This window comes from Klebsiella quasipneumoniae subsp. quasipneumoniae (assembly GCF_020525925.1).
In the GTDB taxonomy this organism is placed as follows: Bacteria; Pseudomonadota; Gammaproteobacteria; order Enterobacterales; family Enterobacteriaceae; genus Klebsiella; species Klebsiella quasipneumoniae.
In genome coordinates this window covers 2,528,433-2,544,101 of sequence record NZ_CP084876.1, presented here as the reverse complement: position 1 = coordinate 2,544,101, position 15,669 = coordinate 2,528,433, and the positions used below count along the sequence as shown (strand labels likewise).

13 protein-coding genes and 1 pseudogene are annotated in these 15,669 nt (G+C 61.2%); 6 read left to right on the top strand and 8 right to left on the bottom strand.

Annotation, left to right across the window (positions count from 1 at the left end; genetic code table 11):
• Positions 1–485: 485 nt before the first annotated feature.
• Positions 486–1,742: an oxalate/formate MFS antiporter gene (gene oxlT / locus LGM20_RS12370; RefSeq protein WP_044523312.1), complete on the top strand. Its 1,257-nt coding sequence runs from the start codon at positions 486–488 to the stop codon at positions 1,740–1,742.
• Positions 1,743–1,779: 37 nt separating this feature from the next.
• On the opposite strand, the gene LGM20_RS12365 is transcribed toward oxlT, so the two are convergent.
• Entirely contained in the window at positions 1,780–2,352 is a 573-nt protein-coding gene (locus LGM20_RS12365; protein WP_072413220.1) for a GNAT family N-acetyltransferase, read from the bottom strand.
• 24 nt (positions 2,353–2,376) lie between these two features.
• Complete coding sequence (locus LGM20_RS12360; RefSeq protein WP_044523320.1) at positions 2,377–2,985, bottom strand: HAD-IB family hydrolase; 609 nt, start codon at positions 2,983–2,985, stop codon at positions 2,377–2,379.
• Positions 2,986–3,139: 154 nt separating this feature from the next.
• On the opposite strand from LGM20_RS12360, the gene LGM20_RS12355 reads away from it, so the two are divergent.
• Positions 3,140–3,718 carry a TetR/AcrR family transcriptional regulator gene (locus LGM20_RS12355; protein WP_023289743.1) on the top strand — a complete coding sequence of 193 codons (579 nt, stop codon included), beginning with the start codon at positions 3,140–3,142 and terminating at the stop codon, positions 3,716–3,718.
• Here the strand turns inward: LGM20_RS12355 and LGM20_RS12350 are convergent.
• Positions 3,694–4,792: pseudogene (locus tag LGM20_RS12350) on the bottom strand (iron-containing redox enzyme family protein). The gene LGM20_RS12355 and the pseudogene LGM20_RS12350 sit on opposite strands and share 25 nt — an antisense overlap.
• Before the next feature lie 202 nt (positions 4,793–4,994).
• Here LGM20_RS12350 and LGM20_RS12345 point away from each other — a divergent pair.
• Positions 4,995–5,909, top strand: a complete 915-nt coding sequence (locus LGM20_RS12345) for a DMT family transporter (protein ID WP_044523326.1) — start codon at positions 4,995–4,997, stop codon at positions 5,907–5,909.
• Between the two features lie 39 nt (positions 5,910–5,948).
• Here the strand turns inward: LGM20_RS12345 and LGM20_RS12340 are convergent, their stop codons facing one another.
• Positions 5,949–7,181 carry an MFS transporter gene (locus LGM20_RS12340; RefSeq protein WP_023289746.1) on the bottom strand — a complete coding sequence of 411 codons (1,233 nt, stop codon included), beginning with the start codon at positions 7,179–7,181 and terminating at the stop codon, positions 5,949–5,951.
• Positions 7,182–7,456: 275 nt separating this feature from the next.
• Between LGM20_RS12340 and LGM20_RS12335 the strand changes: the two genes are divergently transcribed.
• Together LGM20_RS12335 and LGM20_RS12330 are read left to right on the top strand one after the other, a co-directional pair.
• Positions 7,457–9,064 (top strand): FAD-NAD(P)-binding protein, encoded by a 1,608-nt coding sequence (locus LGM20_RS12335; RefSeq protein ID WP_044523328.1) that lies wholly within the window; start codon positions 7,457–7,459, stop codon positions 9,062–9,064.
• A 107-nt stretch (positions 9,065–9,171) separates the two neighbouring features.
• Positions 9,172–10,272 carry an NADH:flavin oxidoreductase/NADH oxidase gene (locus LGM20_RS12330; RefSeq protein WP_023289748.1) on the top strand — a complete coding sequence of 367 codons (1,101 nt, stop codon included), beginning with the start codon at positions 9,172–9,174 and terminating at the stop codon, positions 10,270–10,272.
• Positions 10,273–10,501: 229 nt separating this feature from the next.
• Here the strand turns inward: LGM20_RS12330 and LGM20_RS12325 are convergent, their stop codons facing one another.
• Both LGM20_RS12325 and LGM20_RS12320 read right to left on the bottom strand, forming a co-directional pair.
• Entirely contained in the window at positions 10,502–10,990 is a 489-nt protein-coding gene (locus LGM20_RS12325; RefSeq protein ID WP_032452914.1) for a hypothetical protein, read from the bottom strand.
• Between the two features lie 88 nt (positions 10,991–11,078).
• Complete coding sequence (locus tag LGM20_RS12320; RefSeq protein ID WP_162823508.1) at positions 11,079–11,984, bottom strand: LysR family transcriptional regulator; 906 nt, start codon at positions 11,982–11,984, stop codon at positions 11,079–11,081.
• A gap of 174 nt (positions 11,985–12,158) precedes the next feature.
• Between LGM20_RS12320 and LGM20_RS12315 the strand changes: the two genes are divergently transcribed.
• Positions 12,159–13,136 (top strand): NAD(P)H-dependent flavin oxidoreductase, encoded by a 978-nt coding sequence (locus LGM20_RS12315; protein WP_044523334.1) that lies wholly within the window; start codon positions 12,159–12,161, stop codon positions 13,134–13,136.
• Between the two features lie 32 nt (positions 13,137–13,168).
• Here the strand turns inward: LGM20_RS12315 and hpxK are convergent, their stop codons facing one another.
• Entirely contained in the window at positions 13,169–14,428 is a 1,260-nt protein-coding gene (gene hpxK, locus LGM20_RS12310; RefSeq protein WP_044523337.1) for an allantoate amidohydrolase, read from the bottom strand.
• The gene (locus LGM20_RS12305; protein WP_044523339.1) at positions 14,425–15,666 is read right to left on the bottom strand and encodes a pyridoxal-phosphate-dependent aminotransferase family protein; all 1,242 of its coding nucleotides are present in this window, start codon (positions 15,664–15,666) and stop codon (positions 14,425–14,427) included. The genes hpxK and LGM20_RS12305 overlap by 4 nt, the downstream gene beginning before the upstream one ends.
• Positions 15,667–15,669: the final 3 nt, after the last annotated feature.

Sequence of the window (15,669 nt, the reverse complement as noted above, 5' to 3'; positions counted from 1 at the left end):
AAGCAGGGTTTATCTTCAACTTCATCAGCATGCGATTTAAAGCCGTTCGCACCGACCAGGTTAGCGCCTCCTGTATCCATAGCGTGAATATAATCAGCGATCAGGAAGCGGATAAGCAGGAGGGTGCCTGTCCCCCGCCTGAATGCCATGCCTCTTTTTCCATTAGACCTACCATCGGCCTTGAGCCAGTCAATAAGTGAAGCGCACAGCGATGACCCATTTGCACCGACTCAGTGCCGCCTGTTCACCATACTGAATCCCATCCCCTCCCACACCTCCATGTTAACTGTTTGTATATAAAGAACTATTTTAACTGGCACGTTTAATGCTCTGCGGTTGTATACAGCGATGTTGACAAGATCTCAGGCCAGGAGGCGACAACCCATAGCCACCTGCGGTCGCGACGCCAACGCCTTCTTCTCTCCGTGAAGCCTCCAGGGCGGATGCGTTTCACGGAAACCTGTTAACTGAAAACGGAGAACAACATGACGACACTCAGCGAACCGTTGGTTACCCCGAAATATGGCAAATGGCGCCAGCTGGTGCTGGGCCTGATCTGTATGGCCGCCATCTCCAGTCCGCAATATGTCTGGACGCTGCTGACGAAACCCCTGGCCGCAAAGCTGGGCGTCGGTCTGCCCGAGCTGCAGGTCACCTTCTCGCTGCTGATCATCCTCCAGACCTTCTTTTCGCCCTTTCAGGGGCGGTTAGTGGAGAAATTTGGCCCACGGCGGTTAATCGCTATCGGCACGGTGATGGCGGGAATGAGCTGGGTGCTTTCCGCACAGGTGAATGGCCTGGCGACGCTGTGGCTGGTTTATGGCTGCATGGGCGGCCTTGGAACCGGGATCGTCTACATCGGCGTTGTCGGCCTGATGGTCAAATGGTTTCCGCAGCAGCGGGGGTTCGCCGCCGGCGCGGTGGCGGCGGGCTACGGGATGGGGGCCATCCTAACCACCTTCCCCATCTCCCTGTCGCTGACCACCAACGGCCTTGAACACACGATGACGACCTTCGGGGTTCTCTTCGCGCTCGTCGGCTTCCTCGCCAGTCAGGGACTGAAGCTGCCGCCGCCTGCTGTCTCTTTGCCCGTCAGCCAGACGGTGGCGCAGAGCAGCAGATCGTTTACCTCCCGGGAAATGCTGCGTCAACCGCTGTTCTGGCTGATGTTTGCCATGATGGCGATGATGTCGACTTCCGGGCTGATGGTCACTTCGCAGATGGCGGTGTTCGCCGAGGACTTCGGCATTAGCCAGGCGGTGGTGTTTGGCATGGCGGCCCTGCCGCTGGCGTTAACGATAGACCGCTTCACCAACGGTTTAACCCGGCCGCTGTTTGGTTTTATTTCCGACCGCTTCGGCCGCGAGCAAACCATGTTTATCGCCTTTGCGCTGGAGGGGGTGGCGATGACGCTCTGGCTGGCGTGCCGGGAAGATCCGCTGCTGTTTGTCCTGCTTTCCGGGGTGGTGTTCTTTGGCTGGGGGGAAATCTTCTCCCTCTTCCCGTCGACGCTCACCGATACCTTCGGCAGCGAACATGCCGCCAGCAACTATGGCTGGCTGTATATTTCTCAGGGCCTCGGGTCAATCTTCGGCGGCCCGCTGGCGGCGTTGCTCTATCAGTACACCCACGGCTGGCATGTGGTTTTCAGCTGCGCCATTGGCCTGGATTTTGTCACCGCTGCCCTCGCGCTGTGGGTGCTAAAACCGTGGCGCGCGCGCTTTATCCGCCAGCATAGCTAACGACAACCCTGGCAGAAGTGACGGCCAGGCCGTCACTTCACTGATATTCGCTGCGCAGCAGCGCATACAGATACTCATCGCCCCACTGGCCTTTAAAAAAGATATTCTGCCGGTAATGCGCCTCGCGACGAAAGCCCAGTCCTTCCAGGAGTTTGATCGCGGCGGTATTGCGGGTGTCTACCACCGCGATCAGCCGGTGATGGGCCAACGGTTCAAAGAGTAAGGCTATCACCGCCTGTATGGCTTCCCGGGCATACCCCTGATGCTGATACGCCGGGGAAAAGGTCATCCCCAGCTCGGCCTGTCTGCCCTGATCGAAAAAGTGGATCCCCACATCTCCCGCCAGCGCACCGTTGGCCTGGATCTCTACGGCAAGCTGGAACCAACTCTCATCCTCAGCAAAGGCCAGGGAGCGCTGTTGTTCATAGAAGGCAGTCGCCTCTGCCATACCGTAATGGCTCCAGCTCTGAAAGCGGGCCACTTCCGGCAGGTTGCGATAGCGGCTGAAAGACGGCAGATCTTCCGTTCTTAACCGGCGCAGCAGCAGCCGGGGCGTGGTCAGGGGTAGCAACATCTCTTCTTCCTGGTGAGTGGGGCAATAGCGCGCCATCTTAACCTGCGCAGCCTGACGCCGCTAGCTGCATGGCGGTGCCTCCTCCCAGCGATAGATTTGAGTGGTGGCCAGCGCCAGCATGGCGAAATCTTCCGGCGTATCGCCGTAAGCGAAGATCGCTTCGTAATCGGTCAGGGCGTAGTTCGCCAGGATACGCGCCTTTTTGGCCAGGCCGCTGCAGTCTCCACCCTGATACTTTCCGGTCGCTGCCCCGTTTTGAAATTCCACTTCGCTGCACAGCAGCTCAAGATTATGCTGCTGGCACCACGGTCGAAGGTAGACATCCAGCGAGGCTGAGACCACCACCACGGTGTCCCCTCGCGCCTGATGCCAGGCTATACGCTGCATCGCGTTCTCCCGCAGCGTGCGGGGAATAAACGCCTGGCTATGATCGTTCCCACGCTGCAGGATCTCAGGTTGCGATTTCCCGGCAAAAGCATAATGAAACACTTTTTGCCGGATGGCAGAGGCTGAAAGCCAGCCCATTTTCCAGGCGAGAATATAGGGCAACAGCCGCAGTTTGCCCCGACGAATGGCTTTCGCATCGAGGGACTGATAAATGAAAGGGGTAAACGTATCTTCGTGGGTTATCGTGCCATCGAAGTCAAAAAAGGCAATGTTCTTCTTCATCCTTGTCACCTTATACACCAATACCGGCGCCGCGCGTGGCGCGGCTGATTTACTTTTTGCCCGCCTGGCGGCAAGATCCGGCATAATGCACCGCTGTCGCAGGACGACCGGGTCACCGGCAGTCATGACAGCGAACCATTCGACAGGAAAACGCATGAAGCCAAAACAAGCGGACATTCTCCGCCACGCCAGCGCGCTGTTTAATCGCGAAGGATATCAGTCGCCCAGCATCGAGCGGATTGCTGAGCATGCCGGCATCTCCAAAATGACCTTCTACCGCTACTATGCCGATAAAGAGGCGCTCATTCTGGCTATCCTCCGGCAGAAAGAGAGCGAGTTTATGCAGGATCTGACGCAGATCACCGCGGATAAAGCCACCGCGCGGGAGAAGCTGTTCGCCGTGTTCGACTACTATCAGTGCTGGTTGACCTGCGAAACGTTCCACGGCTGCATGTTTACCCGCGCGCTGTTTGAATATGGCGCGTCATCGCCGGCGATCCGGGAGCAGTGCTCCCGGTTCAAATCGCGCCTGTGGCAGTTCTTCCGCGATATTCTGACTCGGGTATTAAAACCAGAGCCTGCCGAACGGGTCGCCATGATGATGGTGATGCTCATCGATGGCGCCATCGCCGCCCAGCAGGCCGAGTCCGCCGAATGCCGGGAGATCCCGCCGGGGACGACCGCCTGGAGCGCGGCCAAAGCGCTGATCTACTCAGAAGGCGGTACGCTGTGAGCGCATGCTGCCGTCCAGCGACTGCAGCGCCGCCAGCAGACCGTCATAGTAATCGTTGCAGGTTTGCAGGCGCAGCGCGGCGCCAAAGTAGACCTCCTCCATCGCCGCCGGATGTTTTTTGCCAATCGGCACAATCACATTGTTCAGCCAACCGTCCGCATGGCCGATATCGACCGTGATGTGTTCGGCATAGTAATGCACGTCGCGATCGCTAAGCCCAATCCGCCGACAGCCCGCCACCAGTTTTTCATACTGCGGCGGGTCGAGCAGTTCGGTCATCGCCATCACCCCGAGCGATTTGTAGTAATGCTGACGATTTATGCCGCCAAGCATAAAGGCGTTATACCCGGCCAGCCCCTGCCACTCATAAAGATGGGCAAAATGATTGTCCGGTAAAGCGATATTCCGCCGCTTCAGTAAATCCTTATACAGATTAACGTGGGTGATCTCAGTGCTGCCCTGGCCTATCTCATCCCACAGATTTTGCGCAATCTCGGCGCGGGTTTCCGGCAACGAGCCCACCAGCCCCATCGCCACCAGATCGAAGAAAAGCAGATTCAGCGCGCTGTCGCTTTTGAAGAAATAGTCGATTTGCGCCGCGGAGGCCTCGCTGGCAAGAAAATCGAACAGCGGATGATGAGACGCCGGGTGCTGCTGGCATAAGGCGCGCAGTTCGTCGACGATATTGCCGGCATTGAGCACCGGCCTCTGGCGGTGGAAACGTTTGCTTTCCGCCCGCAGCCATTCAGACTCAATGTAATTTCGGATCCCGGAGAGCAGCGGATGAAACTGATTGGCAGCCGCCGGCGAGAGCGGGTCGGCAAGCCAGGACTGATAAAGGATGAACAGCGCATGGTGCGCGCGCTTTTTGGCCTGCGGATCGTCAGCGGAGAAGGCGCGGATGCAGGTATTCTCCGTCAGATGCCAGGCTCTGTCAGCGACCAGCGGATTGGCCGTCAGCTTCAGCGACAGCGCGTTGCTGTGCAGAAGCTGGTCAATTAACTCATCCAGCGCCAGCCTGGCCATCACCGCGGTTTGGTCACTACCAATGACCCCATTGTCGGTATTACGCATGAATTTGTCCCTGTGAAATGCATGGCGACTATACGGTATAGTACCGCTCACAATGCGGCAACGGAAATTTCAACCACATTGTTAATATGCTGTTTATTAACGACTTTAAATAAACATAACAAAAGCCACTAAAATAGTGTTGATATTATAAAAATAATAACGTTACCATTCAGTACAGTGACAAACGACACAAGGAATCACGATGCCCTATCTGTTACTGACGCTGGCCGCCCTGTTCTGGGGTGGGAATTACGTTGTCGGTCACGTGCTGGTTCAGGGCGTGGATCCGATCCTGATGACCGAAGCGCGGTGGGCGTTAACGGCGCTGCTGCTGGGCCTGCTCTACCGTCGGCAGATTGCCGGCAGTCGTCATCTGCTGCGGGAAAACGCCCCGGCGGTGCTGGTGCTCACCCTCTGCGGTCAGGTCAGTTTCCCGCTCACGCTCTATATCGGTCTGCAAACCACCTCCGCCCTCAACGCCGCCATCTATATGTCCGCCACGCCGAGCATGGTGCTGCTGATTAACCGGCTGATTTTTCGCGACCCGGTATCGGCCCGCAACTGGCTGGGGGTGGTCTTCAGCACCCTCGGCGTGATGATCCTCTTATTCCAGGGCAACCCGCTGCATGCCGGCTCGCTGCATACCTTTTCCGTCGGCGATCTGTGGGCGATGGGGTCGGCGCTGAGCTGGGCGCTCTATTGTTCGCTGTTACGTCTGAAGGACCGCCGGATCCCGGCGAATGGCTTTGTCGCCGTCAGCTCGCTGCTCGGCGCCCTGCTCCTGCTGCCGATCGTCGCCTTCTGGCTGATGCGCCACCCGGCGCAGGACTGGGATGCCTGGCGCGAGCCGTTTTTCCTCAGCGGGCTGGCTTATCTGGTGATTTTTCCGTCATGGCTGGCCTATCTGTTCTGGAATAAAGGGATCGCCACCATCGGCGCCACGCGGGGGGAGATTTACACCCACATCATCCCCCTCTCGGGTGGCGTGTTAAGCATCCTCTTCCTGCATACCCAGCCCCATGCCTGGCACCTGTTCAGCGCGCTGTTCATTATGCTGGGGATTGGCATCTGCTCGCTGGAAAAACGCCAGGCGGCGACGGTTCGCCTGCGCGGTTAGCGTGTCTGCCGGGCGCCTGATTACGCCCGGCGTCAGCCCTTAACGGCTGGTGGAGAGCGGCTGGTGACGCGCCGCTCCGGCAGGTTGCGCCACCCGGCCCTCGCGGCCAAAGAAGGTGAGAATGGTAATGACGATCGCCACCGTCCCGGCCACCAGGGCCATCGCCAGGCCGTAGTTATGCCCGTGGTGCTGCGCAATGGAGGCCTGCAGGGTGGCATTCACCGAGGCCAGCAGATTCCCCAGCTGATAGACGAAACCGGGCAGCACCGCCCGGGTGTTGGCCGGGACCAGTTCGTTGAGCCAGGTCGGGATCACCCCCCAGGCGCCCTGCACCATAAACTGCATCAGAAACGCCCCGGCCCCCAGCGCCAGCGAGCCGCTGGCGAAAGCCCACAGCGGGATCACCGGCAGCGCCAGCAGAGCGGCGATCATAATCGCTTTGCGCCGGCCAATCTTCTCCGACAGTGAGCCGAAGAACACCCCGCCGATGATTGAGGCGATGTTGTAGCACACCGCGATAATGCTGACCGTTTCCGGCGCAAACCCGTGCTGGACTTTCAAAAATACCGGGTAGAGATCCTGCGTCCCATGGGAGAAGAAGTTAAAGGCCGCCATCAGCACCACCAGGTACAGGCACAGCTTCCAGTGGCTACGCAGCACCGGCAGCAGAGCCGTGCTCGCTTTACTCTGCCGGGCCGCCAGCCAGACCGGGGACTCCTCGACGCAGAAATAGATAAACGGCAACAGCAGCACCGGGGCGGCGCCAATGACAAACATCCCGCGCCAGCCGAGCTGTGCAAACAGCAGCCCGTAGGCCACGGCCGCCAGCAGATAGCCGAAGGGATACCCCGCCTGGAACAGACCGGACATCAGGCCGCGCGAGCGGTCGGGGATCGTCTCCATCGCCAGCGACGAAGCCACGCCCCAGATCCCGCCCATCGCCACGCCGTACAGCACCCGCAGCAGAAAAAACAGCATCAACGACGGCGCCGCGGCGGAGAGCAGCTCAAAGGCGGAGAAGAAAACGATATTGAGCATCAGGATCGGTTTGCGGCCAAACTTTTCCGCCGCCCTGCCGAAGATCAATGCGCCGACGGGCCGCACGGCCAGGGTCAGCAGAATCGCCAGGGTGACCTCTTCGAGGTCGACGTGAAAGGAGTGGGCGATATCGCTCAGTAAAAAAACCAACAGGAAAAAGTCGAAAGCATCGAGCGTCCAGCTTAAAAAACTGGCGATCGCCGCATTGCGCTGTCGTGAAGTCCAGCCGTGCATCTTGTCATCCCTATCCCGACGGCGTTGCCGGGAGCTTGCGCGGCGTCCGGCAGAGCAGGCAGGTGCCACCGCTTGTGTAAATTGTTTGTATATAAAGTTGCTCTTTTGTTAATTACACCCCTTTTCCGGCCGTCGGCAAGTTTATTAGCACGCTAATTTGTTTCAAATTGCGTTCGACGGCCCACCGGTTCGCTAATTTTCGACCAGAATTAAGGACAGGCTGGTTTCAGTGCACTGCCCCGATGCCGTATCCACCCACAGGAAGGGAGAGAATCATGAAGAGAATCGCCATCGTCGGCGCCGGGCCGACGGGGATTTACACCTTGTATGAACTGGTGAAGCGCGGTGAGCCGCTATCGATCGCGCTGTTTGAAAAAGAGGCGCAGGCCGGGGTCGGTATGCCCTACAGCGATGATAATACCGCGGCGCAGATGCTGGCCAACATCGCCAGCATTGAGATCCCCCCTATCGACCTGACCTATCTGCAATGGCTGCAGCAGCAGAGCGATGACTGGCTGGCGGCGCGCGGTCTTGAACGGCACGCGCTGCATGAGCGCCAGTTTCTGCCGCGGGTGATCCTCGGCGAGTACTACCGCGACCGCTTTCTGTATCTTGTCCAACGGGCCAGAGACGCCGGCTTCGTGGTGAACGTTTGCGAGTCCTGTGAGGTCACGGATATTGCGGTGCAGCCCGTCGGGATCGCCATCCACACCGACAGCGCGGCGCAGCCGGTTATCGTCGATCTGGTGGTGATAGCCACCGGCCATTTGTGGCCTGAAGAAGAACGCGCCAGCCGGCAATACTTCCCCAGCCCGTGGACCGGCCTGATGGAGGCCCGCATCGCCCCCTGTCGGGTGGGGATCCTCGGGACCTCCTTAAGCGCGATTGATGCCGCCGTGGCGGTTGTAGCCCGCCACGGCGTTTTCCACACTGAACACGACAAAACGACCCATTTTTCCCTGCATCCCGGCAGCGAAGCGCTGGAGATCACGCTGATGTCACGCAACGGCGTGCTGCCAGAGGCCGATTTCTACTGCCCGATCCCGTGGGAGCCGCTGGAGATCGCCACCCCTGCCGCCCTCGAGGCGGCCGTCGCTCAGGGCAGCGACGGTCTGCTGGAGCGGGTGTTCCAGCTGATCGTCCAGGAGCTGGAATATGCCGCCCCGGCCTGGTGTCAGGCGAAGGGGCTGCGCCAGCTGACGCCTGACAGCATCGCCGACGCCTGGTTTGCCGACCGTCTTACCCATGACCCCTTCCAGTGGGCGCAGCGCAATCTGCAGGAGGTGGAGCGCAATAAGCGCGAGCGCCACACGGTGCCCTGGCGCTATGCCATTCTCCGCCTGCACGAGGCGATTGAAACCGTGGTGCCGCAGCTCAACGACGAGGACAGCCGTCGCTTCCGCCAGGGGCTCGCCCGCGTGTTTATCGATAACTACGCCGCGATCCCGCCGGAGTCCATTCGCCGCCTGCTGGCCCTGCACCGGGCGGGCATTCTGCGCATTGTGGCGCTGGGTGAGGATTACGATCTGCAGCGCGAGTCTGACCGGACGCTGATTGTCCATCATCAGCAGCGCTGTGAATTCGATGTCTTTATCGATGCCCGCGGACAGAAAGCGCTCAAAACCCGGGATCTGCCCTTTCCTTCACTGCGCCAACAGCTGCTGGCCTGCGGCGACGCTATTCCGGACGTTGGCGATGACTACACGTTGCAGGCGCCGGAGGCAGTGCGCGGCCGGGTCGCCTTCGGCGCCCTTCCCTGGCTGATGCACGATCGCCCCTTTGTCCAGGGGCTGACGGCCAGCGCCGAGATTGGCAGCGCAATGGCCCGCGCGGTGTCACAGCAGGCAACCGGCCGGCGGCGCCGTCTCTGGTTTATCGACTAGCGGGACGTTTAAACGCAATATCCGAATAAAGGGGGGCTGGCAGGCGTGCTATAAACAGTGGCTGTTCGTCCCCGAGCAAGACCACGTCTAACATTTACGAGGTACTCATGAGTCATCTTTTTAGCGCGACGCGTATTGGTCAGTTGACGCTGGATAACCGTATCGTTATCGCCCCCATGTGTCAGTACTCTGCCGATGAGGGGAAGGCGACGTCCTGGCACCGGATCCATCTCGGGCAGCTGGCGTTCTCCGGCGCCGGCCTGTTAATTCTGGAAGCCACGGCGGTAGAGCCGGCGGGACGTATCTCGCCGGGGGATCTGGGGCTGTGGGATGATGAAACCGAAAACGCCCTGCGCGCCGTGGTGGAGGATATTCGGGCCTGGTCACCGATCCCTCTGGGGATCCAGCTGGGGCATGCCGGGCGCAAGGCCTCCTGCGCGGCCCCCTGGCAGGGTGGCCATCAGCTGGCGCTCAACCAGGGCGGCTGGCAGACCGTCGCCCCCTCCGCGGTGGCGTTTCACGACGGCGATCGCGCCCCGGCCGAGCTGAGCCATGCCGATCTGGCGCGCATCAAAGCGGCCTTTGTCGCCAGCGCATTGCGCGCCCAACGCCTGGGCTTTGAGCTGATTGAGCTGCACGCTGCCCACGGCTATCTGCTGCACCAGTTTCTCTCGCCGCTCAGCAATCAGCGCCGGGACGAGTATGGCGGTTCGCTGGAAAACCGCATGCGCTATCCGCTGGAAGTGTTTAAGGCAATCCGCGAGGCGGTGGGCAACGCCATGGCGGTGGGCGTCAGGTTGTCGGCTACCGACTGGGTCGAAGGCGGCTGGGACGGCGAGCAGTCCATTCAGTTCAGTCAGCAGCTGGAAGCGCTGGGCAGCGACTATATCCATGTTTCCAGCGGCGGATTGTCGCCGCAGCAGGCAATCACCGTCGGGCCGGGGTATCAGTTGCCTTTCGCCCGCGACATTCGCGAGCAGGTAGCCATCCCGGTGATTGGCGTGGGACTGATCACCGACCCGCAGCAGGCGGAAGCGGCGCTGGAGAATGGCGATGCCGACCTGATCGCCCTCGCCCGCGCGGTGCTCTACGATCCGCACTGGCCATGGCACGCCGCGGCCAGCCTTGGCGCCCAGGTTCGCGTACCTTCGCAATATCTGCGCTCCGAGCCGCACGGCCTGAAAGGCACCCTGCTTCCAAACCGCTGAACCCGGAACGGGCATCAAAAAGGGGTATCGTAAGATACCCCTGAGCAGGATGTTAATGCCGTTCTATGTGCCGGGCGGCGGCAACGCCTTGCCCGGCCTACAATACCCGATCATTGCGCAGCCAACTCGCCCCGCTTGCAGGCGCGCGCAAGCGCAGCGCCGTCGGGCGCGATATCAGGCTCCACGCTCTGTTTTTACGGACGGCGGCTGGCCAGGCAAACACCGCGAGTTACTGCTGGGCGGCCGGTGGCGTAGCGTTCTGTTTATCCTTCGCGATACTGTCCTGAATGGCTTTGGTTTTGCTCGCCGCTTCCGCCGAAAGCTGATTGGCATCGCCGATGGCGTTGTCTTTGATCTGACCCGCCTCTTTGACGATGCGGTCGCTTTCCTGCTTTGCGTTCTGCTTCACCGCATCGGCCTGGGCTTTCGCCTGCTCGGCGATGGCATCCGCTTTCTTGTCCGCCTCCGCCTTGATGGCGCTGGCCTGATCCTTCAGGCGATCGGCCTCGGCGTCGGCCTGGCTTTTCAGCGTATCAATTTGCTTATCCGCATCCTGCTTAATCGCCTGGGCTTTGTCCGCCGCGGCATCCTTCATCTGCTCCGCATTATCTTTCGCCTTATCCAGTTTGTTATCTACTTTCGACGCATCGTCGCAGCCAAACAGGGTCAGGCACAGTGCGGAAGCGAGCAGTGTTTTATTCCAGAGTTTCATCAGCATTCCCTTACAGGTTGAGTCATTATCCAGCCTTGTGATTTATTGCTTTAATAGCATTCACATTTTATATATAAACGCTCAGCCAGCAGAGTCAAGCCGGCGGCGTCCGCTCCAGGGTCGCCACCAGCCCCTGCAGCCAGTCGGCAAAGACCCGCACCTTGTGCGAAAGATGCCGGTGCGGATAGAGCAGCGACAGCGGCCGACGCGGCGCCGGAAAGTCCGGTAAAATTTCCACCAGCTGGCCGCTGTCGATGTAGGGCTGTAAAAAGAAGCGCATCCCCTGCAGCATCCCCAGCCCCGCCAGCCCGGCGGCGGTAAAGACTTCCGAGTTGTCCAGCACCAGCTTGCCGGGAATGGCGACCTGCCGGACGCCCGCCGGGGTCTGGAATCGCCAGGGCATAATCTGCCGGCTGCTGCTGTTCACCCAGTTCACCGCCAGGTGCGACTGCAGGTCCTCCAGCGTGGCGGGCGCCCCATAGCGCGCCAGATATTCCGGACTGGCGCAGGTGGTTAACGCCACCTCCCCCAGCGAGCGCGCCACATAGTCGCCATCCTCCAGTTCACCCACCCGCAGCAGGCAATCCAGGCCATCGCGCAGCATATCCCGGCGCACATCGGAGCTGCTGAGGACAATTTCCACCTCCGGATGGGCCTGATAAAAATCCGCCAGATGCGGGATCACCAGCAGCCGTGCAAAAGCGATCGGCATATCGACGCGTAGCTGGCCGCGTATCGGCCGGTCCGGCGCGAACGACTCCAGCAGATCGTCGGCCTGGGAGAGCAGCGGTTTACTGCGGCGATAAAACTCTTCTCCCTCCGGCGTGAGATACAGGCGCCGGGTGGTACGCTGCAGCAGCCTGACCCCGCTCTCCCGCTCCAGCTGCTGCAGCGCTTTGGTCACCGCCGGCCGGTGGATCTGCAAATTTTCCGCCGCCTGGGAAAAGCTGCCGGCGTCGACGATTTCAATAAAGATTTTAATATTTTCAAACAGATTCATCTGCATAACGTCCCGTCCCCTATCTCATCGTCTGCCGTAATTATTACTAAATTAATAATAGTGCTGAAAGTTTTCGCTCATTTTTTAAAACAATAAAGGCGCCTACACTGCTCTCATTGCCGCATCGTTGGGGCGAAAAAAAAGATAACTTGTTAACATAAAAGGAAAAATCTCATGCAATCTAACCGCGTTGCCCGCATTCTGGGTATTGAAAAACCGGTGGTCCAGGGGCCGCTTTCCTGGCTGACCGATGCGCGTCTGGTGGCGGCCGTCGGCAACGCCGGTGGTCTCGGGGTACTGGGTCCGAACGCCGGGCTGACGGCGGCAACCGCTGTCTCCACGCCGGAAGCGACGGCTGAGAAAATGCGCGAAGAGATCCGCAAAACCAAACAGCTGACCGAGAAACCCTTTGGCGTCAATCTGATCCCGACGGCGGAAAACGACATCTGGACGCCGGCGATCCTGCCGGTGATCAAAGCGGAAGGCGTTAAGGTGGTGGTCTACACCGGCTACGGCGACGGTTCGTTAAAACCGGCGCTATTTGACGAACTGAAAGCCGCCGGGATCACCATTATCTATCGCGATATTAACCCGACGCCTGAGAACAGCCGCCGGGCGGAGCAGGCCGGAGCGGACATTATCGTCGCCACCGGCTTTGACGAAGGCGGCACGTTGCCGGGCACCGCGCTGGGGACCTTCACCATCGTCCCGCTGATTGTTGACGCGGTACAGCGGGTTCCGGTAATGGCCGCGGGGGGGATAACCGATGCTCGAGGGGCGCGTGCCGCTCACGCCCTCGGCGCGGAAGGCGTCTTCGCCGGTTCGGTATTCATCAGCACCGTCGAAAGCCGGGTTCCCGACTCGGTGAAAGCGAAAATTGTCGCCGCCAACGGCCTCGATCTGCGGCTGTTCCGTACCCTGCCGGACTACTACCGCGCTCTGCCCGGCAAACTGAGCGACACACTGGTGGCCATGGACCGGGCCGGCGCCTCAAAGGCCGAGCTGGCCCAGGCGATGGGCGGTCTGCGAGGAATGCGGCTGGGCATGCTGGAGGGGAATACTGATGAGGGGTATATCTCGGTGGGGGCGGGGATCGGCAATATCCATGCCATCACCTCCGTCGCCGAGGTGGTCAACCGGCTGGCGGTGTAACGCCGCCAGCCGGGGTACGGCAACCGGCGCGATCAGGCGTCGGCCACCTGCTCTACCGCCCGGGAGAACGCGTCGATGGCCAGCCCGACGTCAGCGGTGGTGACCGATTCCGCCGGGTGATGGCTGACGCCCCCCAGGCAGCGCACAAACAGCATGGCCGATGGCCAGCGCTCGGCGATGGCGATGGCGTCATGCCCTGCGCCGCTCGGCAGCGTCAGCGACCGCCCCTGCACTGCCACCACCGCCTCGCTCAGCACCGCCTGCAGCTGGCTGTCGCAGGCGGTGGCGGCGATGCGATAATACTCCTCGGCGCTGAAGCTCAGCTGGCGGCGCCCGGCAATGGCCTGCGCCTCCGCCAGCAGCTCCTCCAGCAGCGCCGCCAGCGGCGCATCCTGCGGGCCGCGAATATCCAGCGTCAGCTGCACCTCGCCCGGTATCACGTTCACCGCGCCCGGCGCACAGCGCAGGGTGCCGACCGTCGCCACCAGATTGCCGCCGCGCTGCCGGGTCAGGCTTTCCACCTGCACCATCCATTCCGCCGCCGCGGCGAGCGCGTCCTTACGATGGAGCATCGGCACCGTGCCGGCATGGCCGGCTTCGCCGGTAAAGCGGCAGTTCAGGCGGCGGGCGCCGTTAATCGCCTCCACTACGCCGAGCGCCAGACCCGCCTGCTCCAGGCACGGCCCCTGCTCGATATGCAGTTCCAGATAGGCGGCGATATCCTGCGGGCGGCGGGCGGAATGGGCGATCCGCGCCGGATCGAGCCCGGCATTCACCAGCGCCTGGGCGACGCTCACCCCGTCGGCATCGCGCTGCGACAGCCAGCTTTCAGGCCAGGTGCCGGTGACGCCGCGGCTGCCAAGCAGGGTGATACCGAAGCGGGTGCCCTCTTCATCGCCAAAACCGACGATCTCGATAGCCTTTGCCAGCCGTCGCCCCTGCTGGTGCAGACGCTGCACCACCTCAATCGCCGTCAGCACGCCGAGCATGCCGTCGTAGCGCCCGGCGTTGCGTACGGTGTCAAGATGAGAGCCCAGCAGCACCGCCGGCGCGCCCTCCTGCACGCCTTCATAGCGACCGCAGATGTTGCCGACGCTGTCCTGCCACACCATCATACCGGCGGCCTGCATCCACTGACCCACCAGCTGGTTGGCCTGCAGATGCTCCGGCGACAGATAGACCCGGGTCAGGGCGTCGGCGGTTTCGCTGAGGGCGGCCAACTGGTCGGCGCGTGCCATTACCCGGCTGGCGGCCGCCTCTCTCTCCGCCTGCTGGCGGACGGTATCACTCATAGGTTGCCCTCGGTGCGGTAGTGATCCCAGGCCGCCTGCATCGCCGCGCCCTGGGTGGTGGTGAACTTGAGGTAGTTCAGCACCGCCTCCAGCGCACTGAGGGTCTGCATCACGCAGTCTTTACGCGCGTTATAGCCCATGGTGCCAATGCGCCAGACTTTACCGTGCAGCGGGCCGAACGAGGTGCCAATCTCAATGCCGAAATCTTCCAGCATCAGCTTACGCACCTGGTCGCCGTTGACCCCGTTGGGGATCACCACCCCCAGCACGTTATTCATTTTGTGCCGCAGGTCGCCAAAGGTCTCGAGACCCATCGCCTGGATCCCTTTCAGCAGCGCATCGCCGTGCAGCTTGTGGCGGGCGATGCCGTTGTCGAGTCCCTCCTGAAGGATCAGGCGCGCGCACTCCCGGGCGGCGAACAGCGCCGAGGTCGCTTCGGTGTGGTGGTTAAGGCGCTCCGGCCCCCAGTAATCCATCACCATGCCGAGATCGAAATAGTTGGAGTAGATCATCTCGTCGACGCCATCGTGGTGGGCGTCGGTGCGGATCCCCTGCTCAATGCAGCGGCGGCGGCGGATCGCCTCTTCCATCCGCGGGCTGAGGGTAATGGGCGAGGTGCCGGAGGGGCCGCCCAGGCACTTCTGCATCCCGGCGGACACCGCGTCCAGCTGCCAGGCGTCGGTTTCCAGCGGGTTGCCGCCGAGCGACGCGGTGGCGTCAGTATAGAACAGCACGTCGTGGCGACGACAAATCTCCCCCAGCTCCGCCAGCGGCTGCAGCATGGTGGTCGAGGTATCGCCCTGCACGGTAAGCAGCAGGCGCGGGCGCACGCGCTTGATCGCGTCCTCAACCTGGTCCGGGCTAAAGACTTCCCCCCACGGCACCTCGATGGTGTGTACCTCTGCCCGGCAACGGCGCGCAATCTCGCACAGCAGGTGGCCAAACCGGCCGAACACTGGCACCAGCACCTTGTCGCCCGGACGGATCGCCGACACCAGGATCGCTTCGATACCGGCGCGGGAGGTACCGTCCACCAGCATCGTCCAGCGGTTTTCGGTGCGAAACACGCCGCGGTAGAGCGCCATCACTTCATTCATATAGTGGGTCATCGCCGGATCGTACTGCCCCACCAGCTGGCTCGCCATGGCGCGCAGCACGCGCGGGTCGGCGTTGATCGGCCCCGGACCCATCAGCAGGCGCTGCGGCGGGTTAATTTGCGAAAACTGAGTGATATCCATCTG

What these genes read in the sequence shown, in the direction of transcription:
- LGM20_RS12305 (WP_044523339.1), bottom strand. Translation starts at nt 15,666, where the DNA reads ATGGATATCACTCAGTTTTCGCAAATTAACCCGCCGCAGCGCCTGCTG.
- LGM20_RS12355 (WP_023289743.1), top strand. Translation starts at nt 3,140, where the DNA reads ATGAAGCCAAAACAAGCGGACATTCTCCGCCACGCCAGCGCGCTGTTT.
- LGM20_RS12365 (WP_072413220.1), bottom strand. Translation starts at nt 2,352, where the DNA reads ATGGCGCGCTATTGCCCCACTCACCAGGAAGAAGAGATGTTGCTACCC.
- LGM20_RS12315 (WP_044523334.1), top strand. Translation starts at nt 12,159, where the DNA reads ATGCAATCTAACCGCGTTGCCCGCATTCTGGGTATTGAAAAACCGGTG.
- LGM20_RS12330 (WP_023289748.1), top strand. Translation starts at nt 9,172, where the DNA reads ATGAGTCATCTTTTTAGCGCGACGCGTATTGGTCAGTTGACGCTGGAT.
- LGM20_RS12345 (WP_044523326.1), top strand. Translation starts at nt 4,995, where the DNA reads ATGCCCTATCTGTTACTGACGCTGGCCGCCCTGTTCTGGGGTGGGAAT.
- LGM20_RS12335 (WP_044523328.1), top strand. Translation starts at nt 7,457, where the DNA reads ATGAAGAGAATCGCCATCGTCGGCGCCGGGCCGACGGGGATTTACACC.
- LGM20_RS12320 (WP_162823508.1), bottom strand. Translation starts at nt 11,984, where the DNA reads ATGAATCTGTTTGAAAATATTAAAATCTTTATTGAAATCGTCGACGCC.
- hpxK (WP_044523337.1), bottom strand. Translation starts at nt 14,428, where the DNA reads ATGAGTGATACCGTCCGCCAGCAGGCGGAGAGAGAGGCGGCCGCCAGC.
- LGM20_RS12340 (WP_023289746.1), bottom strand. Translation starts at nt 7,181, where the DNA reads ATGCACGGCTGGACTTCACGACAGCGCAATGCGGCGATCGCCAGTTTT.
- oxlT (WP_044523312.1), top strand. Translation starts at nt 486, where the DNA reads ATGACGACACTCAGCGAACCGTTGGTTACCCCGAAATATGGCAAATGG.
- LGM20_RS12325 (WP_032452914.1), bottom strand. Translation starts at nt 10,990, where the DNA reads ATGCTGATGAAACTCTGGAATAAAACACTGCTCGCTTCCGCACTGTGC.
- LGM20_RS12360 (WP_044523320.1), bottom strand. Translation starts at nt 2,985, where the DNA reads ATGAAGAAGAACATTGCCTTTTTTGACTTCGATGGCACGATAACCCAC.